Here is an 18,932-nt window from a genome sequence, read left to right as displayed (position 1 = left end):
CTGATTTTGCACATGTTTTCAAAATATATATTCCCCATCTTTCAATACCTGTGGCGCGCCCTGAGCATGGGACTGGCCGTCGTGCGCGGCCTGACCTGGTCCGAAACGCGCGACCTGCTGCAGTTCGCGCGCCGCCGCGTGCGCGAGGAAAGCCTGCCGCAGGTGGCCGGCAGCCTGACCTTCGCCACCGTGTTCGCGCTGGTGCCGCTGCTGACGCTGGCCCTGGCGATCTTCACCACTTTCCCGCTATTTAATACCTTCCGCCATGCGCTGGAAGATTATTTCGTGCAAAGCGTGATGCCCAAGGGCATATCGAACACCATCCTCGATTATCTGACCACGTTCGCCTCGAAGGCCACGCGCCTGTCGGCCATCGGCGCGGGCGCCCTGATCGTCACGTCGGTGGGCATGATGGGTTTGATCGAGCGCGTCTTCAACCGCATCTGGCGCGTGCGCCAGGAACGCCGCTGGACCAAGCGCTTGCTCGTCTACTGGGCCATCGTCACCCTGGGGCCGCTGCTGGTGGGCGTGTCGCTGACGGTGACGTCGCGCCTTTTCATGGCCACCAGCGGCGTGGTGGGCGCCGTGCCCTTCCTCGGCGCCGTGTTTTATACCTTGGTGTCGATCGGCTTGACCATGCTGGCGTTTACCTTGCTGTACATCGCCGTGCCGAACCGCGACGTGGATTGGCGCGACGCGGCCTGGGGCGGCTTGCTGGCGGCGCTGGCGTTCGAGGTGGCCAAGCGGGGCTTCGGCGAATTCATCCAGGAATTTCCCACCTATTCGCGCATCTACGGCGCACTGGCCGCCTTGCCGCTGTTCCTCGTGTGGATTTACCTGAGCTGGATGATCACCCTCGTGGGCGCCTTGCTGGTGGCCGCCTTGCCCGTCGTGAAATACGAGCGCTGGTGGTACGAGGCGGCGCCGGGCAGCGAATTCGTCGACGCCGTCGCCATCCTGAAAGTGCTGCACCAGGCTTGCCACTGCGGCGATTCGGCCCTGGTCGGCGCCGCCGAGATCCGCCGCAGCACGCGCCTGGGTTTCGAAGAGATGGAAACCCTGCTCGACAAGATGGTGCAGCAGGGCTGGGTGGGAAGAGTCAACGTGGAGGGCGCCGTGCGGGTGCAGTGGGGCAAGCGCGTGGCCGACAGTTCCGACCACTGGGTCTTGCTGGGCAATGTCAACCGCATCAGCCTGGCCGATGTCTACCGCCTGTTCGTCTTCGGCGGCATGCGCGTGAACTCCGGCTATCCGGCCGGTTCCACCAATGAACGCGATATCCAGGCGGCGGAAGAAGCGGCAGCCCTGGCGGCGCAGGTGGAAAACGCCGTGGAGCAGGGGCTGGGCCTGACTTTGGCGCAGCATTTCGGCACCGTCAAATGCAACTGAGCGGTTTTAACTGAGCGGTCTTAGTACACCACGGGCCGCAAGGCCGCCAGCAGCGCCGCTGCCTTGAACGCGGCCGCATCCTGCGTCCGCACCACGCCCAGATAATACGTGTCTTCGCCGCCGTGCATGTTGACCAGGCGCAGCTGATGCGGCGCCAGGTGGGCGGCGATGGCGGCCAGGCCCTCGGCCATCGCGTCGCCATCCTCGCGCTCCGACCACGAAAAATCGCGCAGCGCGGGCAGGTCGATATGCTGGACTATGCGCGGCACTTCATCGACGGCTTTCCAGTCCAGGGTGGTGCCGTGGCCCAGCGTGTGGGCGGCCGTGGACCAGAGCAGGAAGAAACAGGCCGCTGCGGGCGTGTCTCCTTCGTATTCTTCTTCCGGGTCGTCCTCCGCCAGCTCGTCGAGCGTGATGTCCACGCAGCGCGCGGCCAGGTCCGCGTCGCCCTGCAAGAACAGGGCGGCCATGGTGCGCAACTGTGCGCGGTCGGCCTTTGCCAGGATTTGCGCGGGCGTAAAGCTGCGGCGCCTGACGGGCTTTTTCTTGCTCAGGCCCATGGCCTCGCTCAACTGGGCCGTGATGGCCGCCTTGAAGTTTTCCACGGTGTCGAACTGTTCCAGCAACTGGCCCGTGAAATCCATGCTCCAGGCCATGCCATCCTTGACGACATATAAAAAGTCGCTTTGCACGGCCACGCCGCGCAGATGGTGGGCGGGCGGGTACAAAGGCACAAACGATTGTTTTCCGTCCAGGGTCAGCATGCAGGCCAGGCCTTGCGCATCGATGGCGAAGATCAGGTTCTTGCGCAGCCTGGGCGGCGATGACGTCGTGGCGCAATCGATGGCTTCGTACTGGCAGGGCGCCAGCAGCTCGCCCTGGCTATCGACCAGGCCAAACAGGAAGCGGCCATCGATGCGCCGGCTGACGATGGCGATCTTCTTTTTCGTGCCGAAGTCCTGCACGGAGCTGTAGGCGGGCGGCACCACCATCGCGCCCGCGGCGTCCAGCACACCGTGGACATTGCGCTCGTCCTGTTCGCCCGTCAGGCGCATGAAGTCGATATACCCATCGTCGCGCTGGCACAGGTTGTCCACGCCTTCGATGAGCCGTGCGCCGTCCGGCAAGCGCCGGAGGCAGGTGGCGCCGTCCGGCGCAACCTGGTGGAGCAGGTGGGGGCTGATCACGTACAGGTCGCCGGGAGCGGGCGGCAGCACCACCGTGCCGTTCAGGTCCATGACGCCGTGCGCGTCGGGCTTGTCCGCCGTGGCAAAGGTGATCCAGCCATCGTCCGCGTCGCTGGCGTCCAGGTGAACGAGGCCCAGCGACAGCGGCGCGATCCAGCGGCCGTACGGCGTGACGAGACCCCGAATGTCCGGCGGCCCCGCCGCGGCCACCGCGTAGCACAGCGCGTCTTCCTCCCATCCCACCACTTCCAGGCCTTGCAGGAAAGGCAGCGCCTTTGTATCCAGTTCCTCGACATCGGCCAGCTGCGCGTCGGCCGTGGCCGACCAGTAGCCAATGGCGGGCGATGCGGCGCCGGCGGTCAGCAGGGGCGCCAGCGCTTCCTTGTCGCCGCGCTGCAGGGCAGAGTGCAGGGCTTGTGCTTCGGCGCGCAGGGCTTCAAGCCCGGCCGCGTAGTCCGGCGTGTCGATATCGTGCGGGATCAGCTGCACGCAATCGAGGATCAGCCACGCCTGGCCACCGGCCAGCATGGCGCTGATGCCGGCGCGCGCGACGATGGCGGCCGCGTCGCGCGGCCTGTCCATCAGGGCGGACAAGGCTTGCCAGCTGGCCTGTGCCTGCGCCATCGGCGCGGCCAGCACGCAGGGGCAGTCCTCGCCATCGCCGTAGATGGGCCAGGCGACGGCTTGCGTGCCTGCGCCGATGAGCAGCTTGAACAGCGCAGGGACGTCCAGCCGCCATTCGGCCAGGCCGGTGATGGCGTCGGTGTCGAAATCGGACTGGCCTGGTAAAAATGCGGTGCTGAACAGGGCTGCGGTATTGATCATTGATATTTATCTGAAAGTGTACGGGGTATTCAGGGCGCTGGCGGCATGAGCCAGTGGGCCAGCGCGCTGCGCTCCAGGCCCAGGTGTTTGGCCACGGCTGCCGCCTCGAAGGCCCACAGGCCGTAGTAGCCGCCCAGGCCGTGCGCGCGCACATGGCCGTTGAACCAGTCTTCGCGCACCAGCGCGCCATGCCAGCTGGCCAGGTACTGTTGCAGGTGTTCGAGCTGCTGCGCCGGGTCGTCCGCGTCCAGGCACTCGAACAGGGCGGAATAAGGCTCGGCGAAATACCATTCGTCGACGGCGGGACGCTGCGGGTCGATGGTCGACAGCAGCGCCTCATACACGCCGTCCTCGCCATCGAAGGCCGTCTGCAGGGCGGCCAGGCGGGCGGCCAGGTCGTGGCGGCCGAACAGCAGGGCCGCGCCCAGCAATTGCAGGGTGCGCGCGTAATCCGTCAATTGTTCGAAATCAAAGGCGGGCAGGGCATCGTCATCGTAGGCGGCGGCCAGGGCCGCGCGTGCCGTTTCGCAGGCGGCGACGGCCGCCTCCAGCGCCGGTTCCACCTCGGGCAGCGGCAGCCCCGCCGTGTAGCGCAGCGAAAATGCCTGATAGGCCACGCTGGCGGCCGCGCAAGCCCAGTAGGCGTCATCGCCGCCATCGATTTCCGCCTGCGCCTGTGCGCGTCCATAGGCGGCCAGCAGGGCGTCGAGATAGGCCAGGTTGCGCGCAAAATCAAATGGGGTGCCGGAAGGCAGGGGCGGCGCCTGGCGCGGCGCGTGGGGCCAGGGCGCGGACGAAGCCGGGCACGCGGCCGCGCAATCGCGCTGGATGGCCCAGTCGGCGAAGATCTGCTGCAAATATGCCGCCGTCTCGTCGTCGTGGGCGATGGCGCCCGCGCCCACGAGGGTCGTGCCCAGCAGGGTGTAGCCGGGAAAACGGCTGCTTTCATACGCGATGGTGGTCACGCTCTGGATGGCTTTGCCGTCGCTCAGGTCGCGCACGCGGAAATACACGTCGTCCCAGCCCGCCAGCGGCGGCGCGGGCTGACCGGCCGGCAAGGTGGTCCAGCTGCCGTCGGCCTGTTCTTCATAGGCGTCGAGCAGTTCGTCGAGGCCGCCGGGGCGGTCGATGCGGTTGTTGGCGTCGTACTGCAGCCCCAGTTCGGCCGCAAACGCGGCCGCGTGGCGGCCCTCGAAGACCAGGTACTGGGCGTTCATGGTGCCGGCCAGCAGGTCGGATTCCTGTCCCGCCACCCGCAGCGCTTGCGGCAGCCGGAACCAGTGGTAGCTGGGGATGCCGGCCATGGGGCCGTTTTCGTCCGCCTGGGGATTGGTGCAGCGCAGCTGCTGCAGCCAGTTGTAGCGTTCGTGCCGCTGCGCTTCCGTGCCGCTGCCGCGGCCAGTCAATTCGTCAAACAGGGTATTCAACAACATCATGCATCTATCCTAAAAAAGCGTTCATGCCGTTGCCGTTTGCGCAAACGCAAACAGTGCGTCGAGCACGGCGTCGGGCTGCTCGGCCATCAATTCGTGCCCGCTGTCGACCTGCACCACGGTGCCATGCGCTATGGTCGCTGTCAGCAAGCGGGTCGATTTGGGCGGCGTCATCATGTCGCGCGCGCCGAAAATGAATAAAGTGGGGCAGTGTACCGAAGCGGCGGCGATTTCGCCGTTCGCGTAGGCATTGCAGGCGAAAAAATCCGTGTGAAACACGTGATCGGGGTTGAGGGCGGCGATGCGCTGTTTCAGGCGCCGCGCGCCGCCCATGGCATAAAAGCCCGGGCCGGGGAACGACGGCTTTTGCGCGATCGAGGAGTGCGACCAGATATTGACCATGTCGATGGCCGCCTGTTCGTCCTGCAGCGACGTTTCCAGCAGCGCGGGCGAAACCTTCATCGGGTAGGTAGAGCCCAGCATGGCCAGGCGGCTGACGCGCTCCGGCGCCAGGAATGCCGCTTCCAGCGCGATCAATGAACCCATGCTGTGGCCGACCAGCATGGCCCTGGGCGCGCCGGCGGCGTCCAGCACGGCCAGGATCCAGCGCGCCAGGTCTGCCACATTATCCTTTGCCGCGCCGCCGCTGCGGCCGTGGCCCGGCAAGTCGACGGCCAGCACGTTCCAGCCGTGGTGGGCAAAGTAGCGCGTTTGCAGGGCCCACACGGAATGGTCGTTCTGCGCGCCGTGGATGAAGACGGCCGTGGGTTGATTCGGGTCAAAAGCTTTGCCGCCCGTGTAGCAGTAGGCGGTGGTATTGTCGATGGTGAACAGCATCTCAGGCGCCTTTCTGCGACAGTTTCAGGCCACGGGCCAGGTCTTCGATCAAATCGTCGGCGTCTTCCAGCCCCACCGATAAACGCATGGTGCCCTGCGTGATGCCCGCCTGCGCCAGCTGATCGTCGGGCACGCGGAAATGCGTGGTGGAGGCGGGGTGGATGACGAGCGACTTGGCGTCGCCCACGTTGGCCAGGTGCGAAAAGATCTTCAGGCTGTCGACAAAGCGCTGGCCGGCCGCGCGGTCGCCGCGCAGGCGAAAGGTGAACACGCCGCCCGCGCCTTTCGGCAGCAGGGTTTTCGCCAGTGCGTAATCGGGATGCGACGGCAGCTCGGGGTAGGACACGGATTCCACGGCCGGATTGGCCAGCAGGAAGTCGATGATTTTGCGCGTGTTGGCCACGTGGCGGTCCATGCGCAGGCCCAGGGTTTCGATGCCTTGCAGGATGGCGAAGGCATTGTGCGGGCTCATGACGGCGCCGAAATCGCGCAAGCCTTCGCGCCGGGCGCGCAGGGCGAAGGGCGCCACCGTCGATTCCTCGGCGAAGACCATGCCGTGGAAACCGTCATACGGCTCGCACAGTTCGGCGAAACGCCCCGTCTTGTCGTACGCCGCCTGCCAGTCGAAGGTGCCGCCGTCGACGAGCAGGCCGCCGATGGCCGTGCCATGGCCGCACAGGAACTTGGTGGCCGAGTGAAAGACCAGGTCGGCGCCATGCTCGAAGGGGCGCAGCAGATACGGCGTGGTAAACGTCGAATCGAGCATCAGCGGCAGGTGGTGCTCGTGCGCCAGGGCGGCAATCGTCGGGATGTCGAGCACGTCGAGGCCGGGATTGCCCAGGGTTTCGCCGAACAGCACTTTCGTATTCGGGCCGATGGCGGCGCGCCAGGCGTCCACGTCGCGCGGGTCGACGAACGTCGTGTCGATGCCGAAGCGTTTCAAGGTGTAGGCCAGCAGGTTCTGCGAGCCGCCGTACAGGGCGCGCGACGCGACGATGTGCGATCCCGCACCGGCGATGGTACATAAACCCAGGTGCATGGCGGCCTGGCCGCTGGCCGTGGCGATGCCGGCCACGCCCCCTTCGAGCGCGGCGATGCGCTCTTCCAGCACGGCGTTGGTGGGATTCGAGATGCGCGAGTACACGTGGCCGGCCCGCTCCATATTGAACAGCGAAGCCGCATGTTCCGAACTCTTGAAGGCAAACGAGGACGTGAAATGGATGGGCGTGGCGCGCGCGCCCGTGGCCGGGTCGGGCGCCGCGCCCGCATGCAGGGATAAAGTGTCGAAACCGGGGTATTTCGGGCCGCTCATGGTGTCTCCGCCAAGTTTTATAGTGGCAAGATCGTAACCTGATTTGCAGCTGAGCAAAAGGGCTCCTGTGCAGGGCGCATGGCGCCGTGCTGGCGGGTGGCGCGTGTAACCTGCAGTGTAAAAAAAGTGACCGCTGCGGTGCGGCGGTGGTACGATATCGTATCAGCGATATTCGGGCTGTTTGACCTGTGCGCGTGCGCCGCGCCGCAGGGAAGGCTGCTGCGTGCCAGCGAAATCCTGGGCTTCAGGCGAACTCTCATCGCATGTCCACCAGGAAAGATTTTATGCCCGCAATATCGTTCGACGGCGCCCTTGCCGTACCCGGACCTTCTATCGTCGACGGCCTGTGCCACGCAGGCTGGCTCATGCAAGAGCATTTCATCTCCCCTGAACTGAGCCGCCAGCTGGCCGCCGAATGCGTGCAATCCATGCTCAGCGGCAAGATGAAGGGCGCCGGCGTGGGCAGCGGCCATGCGCCGCTGCTGCAGCCGGACATCCGCGGCGACCATATCGAATGGCTGGAAACGGGCAGGTCAAGCGCTTGCGACCGCTACCTGGAACATATGGAAACGCTGCGCCGCATGCTCAACCGCGAGCTGTTCCTGGGACTGGAAGAGTACGAAAGCCACTTCGCCCTGTACGCGCCGGGCGCCTTTTACCGGGCCCATCTGGACCGTTTCCGCGACGACGACAAGCGCACCGTGTCCGTCGTGCTGTACCTCAACGACGACTGGCTGCCCGAACACGGCGGCGCGCTGCGCCTGCACCCGCACGATGGCGAGCACGTGGATATTGCGCCGCAGGCGGGCCGCATGGCCATGTTCATGTCGGGCGAGATGCTGCACGAAGTATTGCCGACGGCGCGCGAGCGATTGTCGATTGCCGGGTGGTTCCGCCGCCGGGGCTGATGAAAAGTTGCCCGACAATCCCCCTCGATTTGATTGCGCGCAAGGCTGGATTTTTCCGCAGGCATAGGCTACAGTCGCAGTAAGGGCTAGAATAACTAAAATACCAATCACGCGGACAGGACGGCCAATATGAAAGTATCTGAAATTCTCCAAGTCAAGGGCAATATCCTCTACACGGTCACGCCTGACCAGCCCCTGCTTGACGCGGCCAATACCATGGCTGAAAAAGACATCGGTTCGCTGGTGGTCATGGAATTTGGCGACCTGGTCGGCATGCTGACCTTCCGCGAAGTGTTGAATGCCTTGCATGAAAACGCGGGCCAGATCGGCGGCGGCACCGTGCGCAAGCACATGGATGACCACCCGATCACCGTCACACCCGACACGGAAGTCAATGAAGTGCGCCGCATCATGCTGGAAAAGCACGCGCGTTACCTGCCCGTCATGAACGCCAAGACCCTGCTGGGCGTCATCTCCTTCTACGACGTCGCGCGCGCCGTGCTCGAAGCGCAAAGCTTTGAAAACCAGATGCTCAAGGCCTATATCCGCGACTGGCCGGCCGAAACGACGGATTAATCTTCACTCATGCAGTAAAGACAACGCCGGCGATTGCCGGCGTTTTGCATTGGCGATCCAAGGTGCCGCCTATGCGGCCCCCTGCAGCGCCTCATTGTTCAGCCAGGTGCCCAGCGCCGTGGCCGTCATCGGGCGGGCGAAGAGGAAACCTTGCGCCATGGGGCAGCCCAGCGCCTGCAAAATCTGCGCCTGCCGCTCGTCTTCCACGCCTTCGGCGATCACGGCCAGGCCCAGGTTGCGGCCCAGCTGGATGACCATTTCGGCGATGCTGCTGCCGCGCGCCGATCCCGTGATTTCCGTCACAAACGCGCGGTCGATTTTCAGGCGGTCGACTTGCAGGCGCTGCAGGTAGGACAGGGACGAGAAGCCCGTGCCGAAGTCGTCGATGGCGATGCTGACGCCCGTTTGCTTGATCTGCCACAACATCTTGATCAATAAATCGGGCTCTTCCATGGCCATCGATTCCGTGATTTCCAGCTCGATGAACTCGGGCGGCGCCTGCGTCTCTTCCAGCGCCGCGCGCAGCATTTCCAGGAACAGCGGGTGGCGGAACTGCACTTGCGACACGTTGACGGACATGACGAAGTTGCGGTGGCCCTGCTCGCGCAGCAGCACCAGTTCGCGGCATGCCGTGCGCAGCACCCATTCGCCGAGGTCGATGATGATGCCGGAATACTCGGCAATGGGGATGAAGCGGTCGGGCGAGATGAACTTGCCGTCCGGCGTCTGCCAGCGCAGCAGTGCTTCGGCGCCCACGGGGCGGCGCGTGGTCAGGTCGATCTGCGGTTGATACACGACAAACAGCTGGCCCTGGCTGAAAGCCGTGCGCAGCGCGTGCATCATGCGGACTCTCTCGCGGATTTCGATGCCCATGCTGCGCGAGAAATAGAAATGCCCGGCGCGCTGCTGGCTTTTCGCCCGTTTCAGGGCGATATCGGCATCCTTCAGCGCATCGGCGCCCGTGCCCGCATGTTCGCCCAGCCGCACCAGGCCCAGGGTGGCGGACAATTGCACGTCCTGGCCATCGATGCTGAACGGCGCCTGGAACAGGGCCAGGATCTTGCTTGGATTGACTTGCGACGAGTCGCCCAGCACGCAGAAAATGTCGCCGCCCAGGCGCGCCACGGTCAGCTGCGGGCCCAGCTGGGTTTGCAGGCGTCCCGCCACGGCGACGAGCAGCATGTCGCCGAACTGGTGGCCCAGCGCGTCGTTGGTCTCGGCAAAATGGTCGAGGTCCACCAGCGACAGGGTGGCGTCGTCGCGCGCGGGACCGGCCAGGGTGGCGTCGAGGATTTCCACCAGGCGCGTGCGGTTGGGCAGCTTCGACAACTGGTCGTAGAAGGCGGCATTGTGCAGGTGCGACACCAGTTCGACGTTGTCGAGACCCACGGCGACGTTGCTGCAGAATACTTCCAGCAGGCTTTCATCGATGGCCGAAAGAGGGCGCGGCAGCACCAGGTAGGCGGCCGCGTCGCGGCTGGCCTTGCCCGCGAAGTACAGGGTGGCGTAGTCGTGCGCGTACACATTGCGCCGCTGCGCCAGCGTGTGCTCGATGGCGGCCATCACGCGGGGGTTTTGCTTGCCGCACAGGGCGCTGTGCGGCAAGCTGGAAAAGCTGCCCGTGCAGGCCGAGACGAGCAGTTCCCGCGAACCGTTGTCCTGCAAGTCCTGCACGCACAGCACGCCGTCGGCGCGGATGCCCAGCAGGTCGGCGATCTGCGCCAGCACGCCGGCCGAGAAGTTCTGCACGCCGTGCAGCGCCATCAGCTGCGTGCTGGCGTGGACGATGCGGTCCAGGCCGCGCCGGCTGCTGCTGATCGAACGGATCTGCTCGTACGAGCGGATGGCCGCCGTCACCGTCGTAAACAGCTTGATGCGCGTCAACTCGGACTTGGTCTTGTAGTCGTTGATGTCGAAATCGCGGATGGCGTCGATTTCCGGCGCATAGCCGGGCTGGCCCGTGCGCAGGATGATGCGCACATCCGTCATCTTGAGGGTTTCGCGGATATAGCGCACCAGGTGCAGGCCCGCGTCATCCTGCTCCATCACCACGTCGAGCAGGATGACGGCGATGTCGTCTTCATGCTTGAGCAGTTCACGCGCCTGGCCGGCCGAATACGCATGCACGAATTCCAGCGGGCGGTGCTGCATTTCCAGGTTGCCCAGGGCGAAAGTGGTGGTGGAGTGGACGTCTTCATCGTCATCGATGATCATCACCCGCCAGACGCTGCGCGGTGCGACGGCCAGCGGCGCCGCTGGTTGCTCATCGAGGAATACCAGGTCGTCGTGATCGTCCTTGTTGGCGTCAAGGGGGATGATCGGTGCGGGCATGTATAGCTTCTCCAGGATGACTCAGTACGGGATGTGAGCACATCAGAAATGTCCATGGCGTTGTTGCACCGCCTCGCCGTACTCGCGTACTGTCTTCGGCAGCGCGCCTAGCCCTGGCCATTTCTGATGCACTCAGGTCGCATCGAAAATGTAGCACTCAGGTGCTGCCGAGGCTCGCACATTTTCTGATGGTCCATCGTCCAAGTATATAGCTATTTAATAAGCAAAATGTTTTTTTAAGCCTATTCCGTAGGGCAATATTTCTTGAATTGCATGATTGCAACTCATATTTGGTGTTTTTTATATGAAAAAAAACACGGTATTTGAAAATGGCGATTTTGGCGGGGCAATATCGGGCCTTGCTGCGGCATTAGCGGCATGGCATGCCCCGCAGGCTGGTAGAATTGAGTTTTCCAGTCCTCACACTTCCTACTATGTCCGGCAATTCTTTTGGCAAGCTGTTTACTGTTACCACTTTCGGCGAATCGCATGGCCCGGCCATCGGCTGCGTGATCGATGGCTGTCCTCCGGGATTGATCCTGTCGGAAGCCGATATCCAGCCCGAGCTGGACCGCCGCAAGCCTGGCACGTCGCGCCACGTGACGCAGCGCCAGGAATCGGATACGGTGGAAATCCTCTCCGGCGTGTACCAGGGCGTGACGACGGGCACGCCGATTGCCCTGCTGATCCGCAATGAAGACCAGCGCAGCAAGGATTACGGCAATATCGCGGAAAGCTTCCGCCCCGGCCACGCCGACTACACCTACTGGCACAAGTATGGCGTGCGCGATCCGCGCGGCGGCGGACGCTCGTCGGCGCGCCTGACGGCGCCCGTCGTGGGCGCGGCGGCGATCGCCAAGAAATGGCTGCTGCAGCAGTACGGCACCACGTTCAAGGGTTGCATGAGCCAGCTGGGCGACATTCCCGTGCCGTTCCAGTCCTGGGAGCACGTGCATGCGAACCCGTTCTTTGCCGCCAGCGGCGACGCGGACCTGATCGCGCGCATGGAAGAGGCCATGGACCAGTTGCGCCGCGACGGCGATTCCATCGGCGCGCGCATCGACGTGATTGCGCAAAACGTGCCGGTGGGACTGGGCCAGCCCATCTACGACAAGCTCGACGCCGACATCGCCTACGCCATGATGGGCATCAATGCCGTCAAGGGCGTGGAAATCGGCGCCGGCTTCGATTCGGTGGCGCAAAAGGGTTCCGAGCACGGCGACGAACTGACGCCGGAAGGTTTTATCGGCAATAACGCCGGCGGCGTCCTGGGCGGCATTTCGACGGGGCAGGATGTCAAAGTCTCGATCGCCATCAAGCCGACCTCGTCGATCCGCACGCCGCGCCGCTCGATCGACAAAGAAGGCCATCCCGTGCTGGTGGAAACGTTCGGCCGCCACGACCCGTGCGTGGGCATCCGCGCCACGCCGATCGCCGAAGCCATGCTGGCGCTGGTGCTGATCGACCACGCCCTGATGCACCGCGCGCAATGCGGCGATGTGTCTGTTTCGACGCCGAAGTTGAAATAAGTTTTAGCCGCTCGCGGCGGAAGAGCAGGGGTCAGACCCGCCGGGTCTGACCCCAGATTTTGCATTTGTGGCGAGAGCTGACAGTATTAAGCCACCTTATTTGCCACCAGCTCCAGTTGATGGCGCATCTCCACCGACTGCACCAATAACGCCCGGATATCGTTGATCAGGTTGAACTCCGTCTGATTCAACTGGATCGGCGGGAAGCTGTCGTCCCAGTCGCCGTATAAAAATCCCGTGGGGTGGCCGTTGGCCGACAGCGGCAGCACGACGAAGCTGCGCGCTTCCGACAGCGTCGCTTTCCACCATTGCGGCAGCTTGGCGGCGAATTTCGGGTCGCGCGCATTGTCGATGAAGATCACGCGGTCGCTGTTGAGGGCCGCGTGGAACACGTTCGGCTCATACGCGTCGCCGAACACCATCAGGTCCTGCAGGTCGGCCATGCCTTCGCCCATGCTGATGCGCGCCGAATACAGATGATCCCTGTGGTTGCGCACGAACGCCACCGAGCGCGAAAAATCGAAGCCCTGGTGCAGCGTTTCGAGCGCCATCGAGACCATCTGGCCCGGGCTGGCGCTGCCGATGGCGCCGCGCAGGTCGGCCAGGCCGCCGATCAGCACGCGGTTGCCTTCGGCGCGCATGCGCGTGGAAGCCAGCTGGCGCGCGCGCCGTTCGGCCGGTTTCGACAGCGGCGCGATCGACAGGTCGGCCGCCGCCATCGCCTTGGCCTTGTCCACCGCCACCACCAGGTCGGTCGCGGTGATGCCCAGGGTGCCCGCATAATCGTCGATCAGCGCGTGCACCTGCGCCGCGCCGGCCGCATCGTCATGCCACAGCGAGTCGGCGCAGCGCGCCGCCATCGTCGACAGTCCGGCCATCCAGTCGGCGCCGCTGACGGGAGAGTTGTCCGGCGACGGGTCCATCGGACGCATGCCGTTGATCAGGTGTTGCGGCAAGCCCCAGTGGGCGGCCGTGGCATAGCCCACTTCCGGCAGCGACAGGCCGAGGATTTCGCGCGCGGCGGCCGCCTCGTTGCCCGGACCCGCATGCGCCTGCATGCGCGCCCAGAAGTCCGTCATGTAGAACGTCACCATCATGCGGCCCAGGGTGTGCAGCATCGAGCAGACGACGGCTTGCTCCGCTTGCAGGCTGCCGGCGCTGGTGGCTACCTGCTGCGCCACCATCCCGGCCAGCACGGCCTTTTCCATTTCCACGTGGGCGCTGACGGAATCGGGCGACGCCTGCGACAGTTCCTCGATCAGTTTCAGTCCCAGCGCCAGGTGGCCGATGGCGTCGATGCCCAGCACCAGCACGGCCTTCGAGACCGTGTTGACGCGCTGGCCGAAGGCGGAATACATGCCGCTGTTGGCCAGCCGCAGCACCTTGTGCGTGAGGACGGGGTCGGACAGCACCGTTTGCGTGATGTCGAATTCGTGGTCATCCTCGCCGCGCATGGCGCCGAGGATGGCGCTGATGGCCTTCGCGAAGCCGGGCATGTCGCCCTGCTGGCGCGTGCGCGCCCAGAGCAGGTCCAGGGTGTTTTTGCCGAGCTGTGTCGGTACTGTGAAATGACCTGGATTCATTGCACCCCTCCGCGCGGTTCATTGGCAGACGGCGCAGGCACCAGCGCCGCATAGGTTTTGTCGCTCAAGGCCGATAGCGCGGCGTGGGCCGGCATCGGTTTGCCCGTCAGGTAGCCTTGCACATACTGGCAGCCGCGCGATTCCATGAAGTGCATCTGCTCCTCGGTTTCCACGCCTTCGGCCACCACGGACAGGTTCAAATGCTTGGCCAGGTCGAGAATCGTGTTGCAGATGGCCGCATCCTTGCTCGATTCGGGCAAGTCCTTGATGAAGGTGCGGTCGATCTTCAGCACGGAAATGGGGAAGCGCTTCAGATACGCGAGCGAGGAATAGCCGGTGCCGAAATCGTCGATGGCGATGCGCGCGCGGCGCTCCGTCATCTTGACGAGGATGGTTTCCGCATGCACGGGGTCGATCATCAGGGTGCCTTCCGTAATTTCCAGCACCAGGTGTTCGCCCGAGAGTCCCGAAAACGCGATGGCGTCATCGAGCACGTCGAGGAATTTGTCGTTGCGGAACTGGCGCGGGCTGATGTTGACGGAGATGTACAGCGGCCGTTTGGCCACTTCCTGGAACTGCTTGAGCTGCACGCAGGCCGCCTTCAGCGCCCAGGCGCCCAGCAGGTTGATCAGCCCATTGGCTTCGGCGATGGGGATGAAGCGCACGGGCGGCACCAGGCCCAGGGTCGGGTGCTTCCAGCGCATCAGGGTTTCGAAACCCTGGATCTGCCGCGTGTGCGCGTCGACGATGGGCTGGTAAAACAGCAGAAATTCGCCTTCGCGCACGGCGTGGAACATGGCCGCTTCCAGCGAAATATCGTGCTCCGACGGGCCGTTCAGGCGCGGGCTGTAGACCAGGCAGCGGGCCTTGCCCGTTTCCTTGGCGCGCGACATGGCCGCATCGGCCAGCGCCACCAGGCGCACCTCATCTTCCGCATGCAGCGGATAGATCGATACGCCGACCGAGGCGCCCACGTAGATCGTGTGGCCATCGACTTCGAACGGCGCCTGCAGGGTCGCCAGCAGGCGGCCCGTCACCAGCTTGATCTGCGCGTCCGTGGCGCTGCCGGGCAGCACGGCGACGAACTCGTCGCCGCCCACGCGCGCCAGGGTGTCGCTGTCGCGCAGGGTCTTGCGCAGGCGCGCCGCGGCCAGGCGCAGCACGGCGTCGCCGACGGGGTGGCCCAGGCCGTCGTTGACCTTTTTAAAGCCATCGAGGCCGATGGTGGCGACGGAAAAGCCCTGGCCCGAACGGGCGGCCTGGGCGATCACCATGCGGATGCGGTCCGACAGCAGCAAACGGTTCGGCAAGCCCGTGAGCGCATCGTGCGTGGCCATGTGGCGCAGCCGTTCTTCCGTATTGTGCTGGGCCGACGTGTCGCGCCCGACCACCAGCAATTCGGCCGCGCCGGCCGCATTCATATATGAAGACAGGCGCAGCTCGAACCAGATTTCCTGGTCCGGCGTTTGCAGCCGCACTTCCAGGCGGCCCGGTTCTTCCAGGGCGTCTTCCAGCGCCGCCTGCAGCGCCGCGCGCGACGCTTCGGCGGCCAGCGGCAGCAGCAAATGGCCGGACAGGCCCGCAGGTGCGCCAAACAGGGTGGCCGCGCGCTTGCTGGCGAACAGGATCAGGCCGTCCGTATCGAGCCGGAACACGACGTCGCCTGCCTCTTCCATGAGGTTGTCCAACTCGTGGCGAGCCTCGCGGTGGGCGGCGGATGGGGTACTGGAAAACATCGTGCTGGCTTTTACCTTTTTGTTATCAGTGCCGGCGCTCGCTGCAGGGCAGGGCGCCAACGGAAAGAGTGCATCGTGCGTGACGCGTGCCATAGTGGCCGGAAGGCGGCTATCGGAACGCGATCCACACGAAATGTATCATTGAAAAGCACCCGATTACATGAAATAGAGCAACATTGCTTCAGGTTTTGTAAATATTCCTGCCTTCCATGAAAAAAATCATGCCGCGCGACACACGCAGGCATTTTCGTTCCACATGGAAACATTTATCTGCGCTTGCTTCCACTGGCGCGCTTGCCCCGCCATGCGCTTTGCGCTAGTCTGGCTGGCAGACGGTGTTGACGGTGCGCCAGCGACGGCAAGGGCGCCATGATAACAAATCGCGGGAGACCTCCATGAATGCCTTTGACACGCATGAAGTTTTCAACCAGGCCACGCCCTTTGAAAACGTCAATCTGTTCGCCTGCGACCCGGCGCTGATCGAAGCGCTGCTGCGCGAGGGCGGCGGCGCGGCGTTGCAGGAGCTCGACGCGCTGGGCGCAAAGCTGGGCCGTGCCGAAACCTATGCGCTGGCGCGCCTGGCCAATATCCACACGCCCGAACTGCAGCAGTTCGACCGGGCCGGCCGGCGCATCGACGAGGTGCTGTTCCATCCGGCCTGGCATGAACTGATGGCCATCCTCGTGGGCGCCGGCGCGCACGCTTCGCCGTGGGCGTCGCCCGGCCCAGGCGCCCAGGTGGCGCGCGCGGCGGCCTATCTATTAGTGGGGCAGGTGGAAAACGGCACGCAGTGTCCCGTGACGATGACGTATGCCTCGGTGCCGGCCTTGCGCCAGGCGCTTGATCTGCCGCAAATCGCGCAGCGCTGGCTGCCGAAAATCCTGTCGCGCGACTACGATCCCCGCTCCCTGCCCGTGGAGCAGAAGCGCGGTGCCCTGGTCGGCATGGGCATGACGGAAAAGCAGGGCGGCTCCGACGTGCGCAGCAACACCACGCGCGCGACGCAGGTGCCGCCGGCCGAGGCGCGCACCCTGTTCGGCGACGAAGCCGCCGGCGCCTGGCGCATCGTCGGCCACAAATGGTTTTTCTCGGCGCCGCAGTGCGACGCGCATCTGATCCTGGCGCAGGCGGACGAGGGGGGATTGTCGTGCTTTTTCCTGCCCCGCTACCTGCCCGACGGCAGCCGCAACGCCATCCGCGTGCAGCGCCTGAAAGATAAATTGGGCAACCGCTCGAATGCCTCGTCGGAAGTGGAATTTACGAATGCCTACGGCTGGCTCGTGGGGCAGCCGGGGCGCGGCATACCCACCATCCTGGAAATGGCCAGCCACACGCGCCTCGACTGCGTGCTGGGTAGCGCCGGCATCATGCGCGCCGCCCTGACGCAGGCGCTGCACCATGCGCGCCAGCGGGCCGTGTTCGGCAAGCCGCTGGCCGAACAGCCGTTGATGCAGAACGTGCTGGCCGACCTGGCGCTGGAATCGGAAGCCGCCACGGCGTTTGCGCTGCGCCTGGCCCGCTGCTTCGATGAAAAGGAGGATGCAGGGCAGGCCATGCTGGCGCGCGTGCTGACGCCGGCCGGCAAGTACTGGATCTGCAAGCGGGGGCCCGGTTTCGGCTTCGAAGCGATGGAAGTGCTGGGCGGCACCGGCTATGTGGAAGACGCGCCGCTGGCGCGCCTGTACCGCGAATTGCCCGTCAACTCGATCTGGGAAGGCTCGGGCAACGTCATGTGCCTCGACGTCTTGCGCGCCTTCGGCAAGTCGCCGGCCGCGCGCGACGCGCTGGCGGCCGAGCTGGCGCTGGCCGGCGATGATCACGCCGACTTTGCGGATTACCGCGCGCGCTTGCTGGCCGACCTGGACGGCCCGCAAACGGACGAATTTGGCGCGAGGCATTTGTCAGAGCGCATCGTGCTGGCCGTGCAGGCCGGCTTGCTGCTGCGCCATGCGCCGCCGTTCGTGGCGCAAGCCTTCCTGCAGTCGCGGCTGGTGCAGGCGCCGGGCGGCGCGTATGGCCGCTTGCCGGCGGGCACCGATTGCGCGGCCATCCTGGCGCGCGCGCTGCGCGAGTACTGAGTTTGCCGCGGCTTGGGTACGCAATTATTTCGAAAATTCCAGCCACAGGCGGGCTGGGGGCTGGGATAATGCTGCAATCCATCATTTTATCGATACACAGCGCGCTTGCGGCCCAGGCTTGCCGCTGCGCCAGCTAGCATAGAAAGAAAAACAATATGAAACAAGACCCACGCTTTCCGAATTTGTTCATTACCGATCACCCTTTGATCCAGCACAAACTGAGTCACATGCGCGAGCACGACACGTCGACGCGCACCTTCCGTGAATTGCTCAAGGAAATCACCTTGCTGATGGGCTATGAAATCACGCGCGACTTGCCGCTGACGACGCGCGAAATCAAGACGCCGCTGGTGACCATCGACGCGCCCGTCATCGCCGGCAAGAAACTGGCCATCGTGCCCATCTTGCGCGCCGGCATCGGCATGAGCGATGGCTTGCTGAACCTGGTGCCATCGGCGCGCGTCGGCCACATCGGCGTGTACCGCGACCCGGCCACGCACATGCCCGTGGAATACCTGGTGCGCCTGCCGGACCTGAACGAGCGCACCTTCATCTTGTGCGACCCGATGGTGGCGACCGGCAATTCGGCCGTGTATGCGGTCGACGTGCTGAAGAAGCGCGGCGTGACGGACGAGCAGATCATCTTCCTGGCCCTGGTTGCCGCACCGGAAGGCGTGACCGTGTTCCAGAATGCGCATCCGAACGTCAAGATGTTCTGCGCCTCGCTCGATTCGCACCTCGACGACCACGCCTACATCGTGCCTGGCCTGGGCGACGCCGGCGACCGCATCTTCGGCACCAAGTAAACCGGTTCAGGCGAGTATTGCGATGGCAACCTTGATCGACCCGGATTTTCGCGCGCGTTTGCGCGCCCTGAATGAAAAATATGCGGCCGGCGTGCCGGCCCTGATGCAGGCGATTGCGCAGGCAAGCGGCCGCTGCGACAGCGAAGGCCCGCGTCTGGAACCGTTGACGGCGCTGCACCGCGCGCTGCACGCGGTGGCCGGCTCGGCCGCCACCTTCGGCTTTGCCGCGCTGGGGCAGGAGTGCCGGCGCCTCGAACAGCTGGTGCGCGCCATGCTCAATGCTCCTGCGCAAGCGGTGGCGGATTGGCCTGGAGTGCGGGCGCAGGTGGCGGCGCTGCTGGATTGGGCGGGACGCGACGCGGCGGCCACCCATTTCACCGCCTAGGTGACCGCGCCATAGTC

14 protein-coding genes are annotated in these 18,932 nt (G+C 64.7%); 7 read left to right on the top strand and 7 right to left on the bottom strand.

What is annotated here, in order from left to right:
• Positions 1-12: 12 nt before the first annotated feature.
• Positions 13-1,389 (top strand): YihY family inner membrane protein, encoded by a 1,377-nt coding sequence (locus tag BZG29_RS17330; RefSeq protein WP_253192619.1) that lies wholly within the window; start codon positions 13-15, stop codon positions 1,387-1,389.
• 20 nt (positions 1,390-1,409) lie between these two features.
• Here BZG29_RS17330 and BZG29_RS17325 read toward each other — a convergent pair whose 3' ends face one another.
• Genes BZG29_RS17325 through BZG29_RS17310 form a run of 4 tightly spaced genes read right to left on the bottom strand, consistent with a single transcriptional unit; the run spans position 1,410 to position 6,983 of the window.
• Positions 1,410-3,401: a WG repeat-containing protein gene (locus tag BZG29_RS17325; RefSeq protein WP_077405485.1), complete on the bottom strand. Its 1,992-nt coding sequence runs from the start codon at positions 3,399-3,401 to the stop codon at positions 1,410-1,412.
• Positions 3,402-3,430: 29 nt separating this feature from the next.
• The gene (locus tag BZG29_RS17320; RefSeq protein WP_077405482.1) at positions 3,431-4,837 is read right to left on the bottom strand and encodes a PoNe immunity protein domain-containing protein; all 1,407 of its coding nucleotides are present in this window, start codon (positions 4,835-4,837) and stop codon (positions 3,431-3,433) included.
• 21 nt (positions 4,838-4,858) lie between these two features.
• A complete protein-coding gene (locus tag BZG29_RS17315) occupies positions 4,859-5,671 on the bottom strand; it encodes an alpha/beta hydrolase (RefSeq protein ID WP_077405479.1) in 813 nt (270 codons plus the stop codon).
• A gap of 1 nt (position 5,672) precedes the next feature.
• Entirely contained in the window at positions 5,673-6,983 is a 1,311-nt protein-coding gene (locus BZG29_RS17310; protein ID WP_077405475.1) for an O-acetylhomoserine aminocarboxypropyltransferase, read from the bottom strand.
• 284 nt (positions 6,984-7,267) lie between these two features.
• Here BZG29_RS17310 and BZG29_RS17305 point away from each other — a divergent pair, with 284 nt between their 5' ends.
• Entirely contained in the window at positions 7,268-7,891 is a 624-nt protein-coding gene (locus BZG29_RS17305; RefSeq protein WP_077405472.1) for a 2OG-Fe(II) oxygenase, read from the top strand.
• Positions 7,892-8,020: 129 nt separating this feature from the next.
• Positions 8,021-8,467: a CBS domain-containing protein gene (locus tag BZG29_RS17300; protein WP_010398828.1), complete on the top strand. Its 447-nt coding sequence runs from the start codon at positions 8,021-8,023 to the stop codon at positions 8,465-8,467.
• 69 nt (positions 8,468-8,536) lie between these two features.
• Here the strand turns inward: BZG29_RS17300 and BZG29_RS17295 are convergent, their stop codons facing one another.
• Positions 8,537-10,798, bottom strand: coding sequence for an EAL domain-containing protein (locus tag BZG29_RS17295; protein ID WP_077405469.1), 2,262 nt, complete (start codon positions 10,796-10,798; stop codon positions 8,537-8,539).
• A gap of 434 nt (positions 10,799-11,232) precedes the next feature.
• Here BZG29_RS17295 and aroC point away from each other — a divergent pair, with 434 nt between their 5' ends.
• The gene (aroC, locus tag BZG29_RS17290; RefSeq protein WP_077405466.1) at positions 11,233-12,327 is read left to right on the top strand and encodes a chorismate synthase; all 1,095 of its coding nucleotides are present in this window, start codon (positions 11,233-11,235) and stop codon (positions 12,325-12,327) included.
• An 86-nt stretch (positions 12,328-12,413) separates the two neighbouring features.
• Here aroC and BZG29_RS17285 read toward each other — a convergent pair whose 3' ends face one another.
• Both BZG29_RS17285 and BZG29_RS17280 read right to left on the bottom strand, forming a co-directional pair.
• A complete protein-coding gene (locus BZG29_RS17285) occupies positions 12,414-13,910 on the bottom strand; it encodes an HDOD domain-containing protein (RefSeq protein ID WP_077405463.1) in 1,497 nt (498 codons plus the stop codon).
• Positions 13,907-15,586 (bottom strand): EAL domain-containing protein, encoded by a 1,680-nt coding sequence (locus tag BZG29_RS17280; protein WP_253192618.1) that lies wholly within the window; start codon positions 15,584-15,586, stop codon positions 13,907-13,909. The genes BZG29_RS17285 and BZG29_RS17280 overlap by 4 nt, the downstream gene beginning before the upstream one ends.
• Positions 15,587-16,041: 455 nt before the next feature.
• Between BZG29_RS17280 and BZG29_RS17275 the strand changes: the two genes are divergently transcribed.
• The 3 genes from BZG29_RS17275 (at position 16,042) to BZG29_RS17265 (ending at position 18,915) form a co-directional block, all read left to right on the top strand.
• The gene (locus BZG29_RS17275; protein ID WP_077405460.1) at positions 16,042-17,724 is read left to right on the top strand and encodes an isovaleryl-CoA dehydrogenase; all 1,683 of its coding nucleotides are present in this window, start codon (positions 16,042-16,044) and stop codon (positions 17,722-17,724) included.
• Positions 17,725-17,879: 155 nt separating this feature from the next.
• Positions 17,880-18,530, top strand: a complete 651-nt coding sequence (gene upp, locus BZG29_RS17270; protein WP_010398816.1) for a uracil phosphoribosyltransferase — start codon at positions 17,880-17,882, stop codon at positions 18,528-18,530.
• Positions 18,531-18,552: 22 nt separating this feature from the next.
• Positions 18,553-18,915, top strand: a complete 363-nt coding sequence (locus BZG29_RS17265) for an Hpt domain-containing protein (protein WP_077405457.1) — start codon at positions 18,553-18,555, stop codon at positions 18,913-18,915.
• Positions 18,916-18,932: the final 17 nt, after the last annotated feature.

Source organism: Janthinobacterium sp. LM6, assembly GCF_002002885.1.
Taxonomy (GTDB): domain Bacteria; phylum Pseudomonadota; class Gammaproteobacteria; order Burkholderiales; family Burkholderiaceae_D; genus Janthinobacterium; species Janthinobacterium kumbetense.
This window is presented reverse-complemented; position numbering and strand designations above follow the sequence as displayed.

What these genes read in the sequence shown, in the direction of transcription:
- BZG29_RS17295 (WP_077405469.1), bottom strand. Translation starts at nt 10,798, where the DNA reads ATGCCCGCACCGATCATCCCCCTTGACGCCAACAAGGACGATCACGAC.
- BZG29_RS17315 (WP_077405479.1), bottom strand. Translation starts at nt 5,671, where the DNA reads ATGCTGTTCACCATCGACAATACCACCGCCTACTGCTACACGGGCGGC.
- BZG29_RS17330 (WP_253192619.1), top strand. Translation starts at nt 13, where the DNA reads ATGTTTTCAAAATATATATTCCCCATCTTTCAATACCTGTGGCGCGCC.
- BZG29_RS17310 (WP_077405475.1), bottom strand. Translation starts at nt 6,983, where the DNA reads ATGAGCGGCCCGAAATACCCCGGTTTCGACACTTTATCCCTGCATGCG.
- BZG29_RS17320 (WP_077405482.1), bottom strand. Translation starts at nt 4,837, where the DNA reads ATGATGTTGTTGAATACCCTGTTTGACGAATTGACTGGCCGCGGCAGC.
- BZG29_RS17305 (WP_077405472.1), top strand. Translation starts at nt 7,268, where the DNA reads ATGCCCGCAATATCGTTCGACGGCGCCCTTGCCGTACCCGGACCTTCT.
- aroC (WP_077405466.1), top strand. Translation starts at nt 11,233, where the DNA reads ATGTCCGGCAATTCTTTTGGCAAGCTGTTTACTGTTACCACTTTCGGC.
- BZG29_RS17325 (WP_077405485.1), bottom strand. Translation starts at nt 3,401, where the DNA reads ATGATCAATACCGCAGCCCTGTTCAGCACCGCATTTTTACCAGGCCAG.
- BZG29_RS17280 (WP_253192618.1), bottom strand. Translation starts at nt 15,586, where the DNA reads ATGGAAGAGGCAGGCGACGTCGTGTTCCGGCTCGATACGGACGGCCTG.
- BZG29_RS17285 (WP_077405463.1), bottom strand. Translation starts at nt 13,910, where the DNA reads ATGAATCCAGGTCATTTCACAGTACCGACACAGCTCGGCAAAAACACC.
- BZG29_RS17300 (WP_010398828.1), top strand. Translation starts at nt 8,021, where the DNA reads ATGAAAGTATCTGAAATTCTCCAAGTCAAGGGCAATATCCTCTACACG.
- upp (WP_010398816.1), top strand. Translation starts at nt 17,880, where the DNA reads ATGAAACAAGACCCACGCTTTCCGAATTTGTTCATTACCGATCACCCT.
- BZG29_RS17265 (WP_077405457.1), top strand. Translation starts at nt 18,553, where the DNA reads ATGGCAACCTTGATCGACCCGGATTTTCGCGCGCGTTTGCGCGCCCTG.
- BZG29_RS17275 (WP_077405460.1), top strand. Translation starts at nt 16,042, where the DNA reads ATGAATGCCTTTGACACGCATGAAGTTTTCAACCAGGCCACGCCCTTT.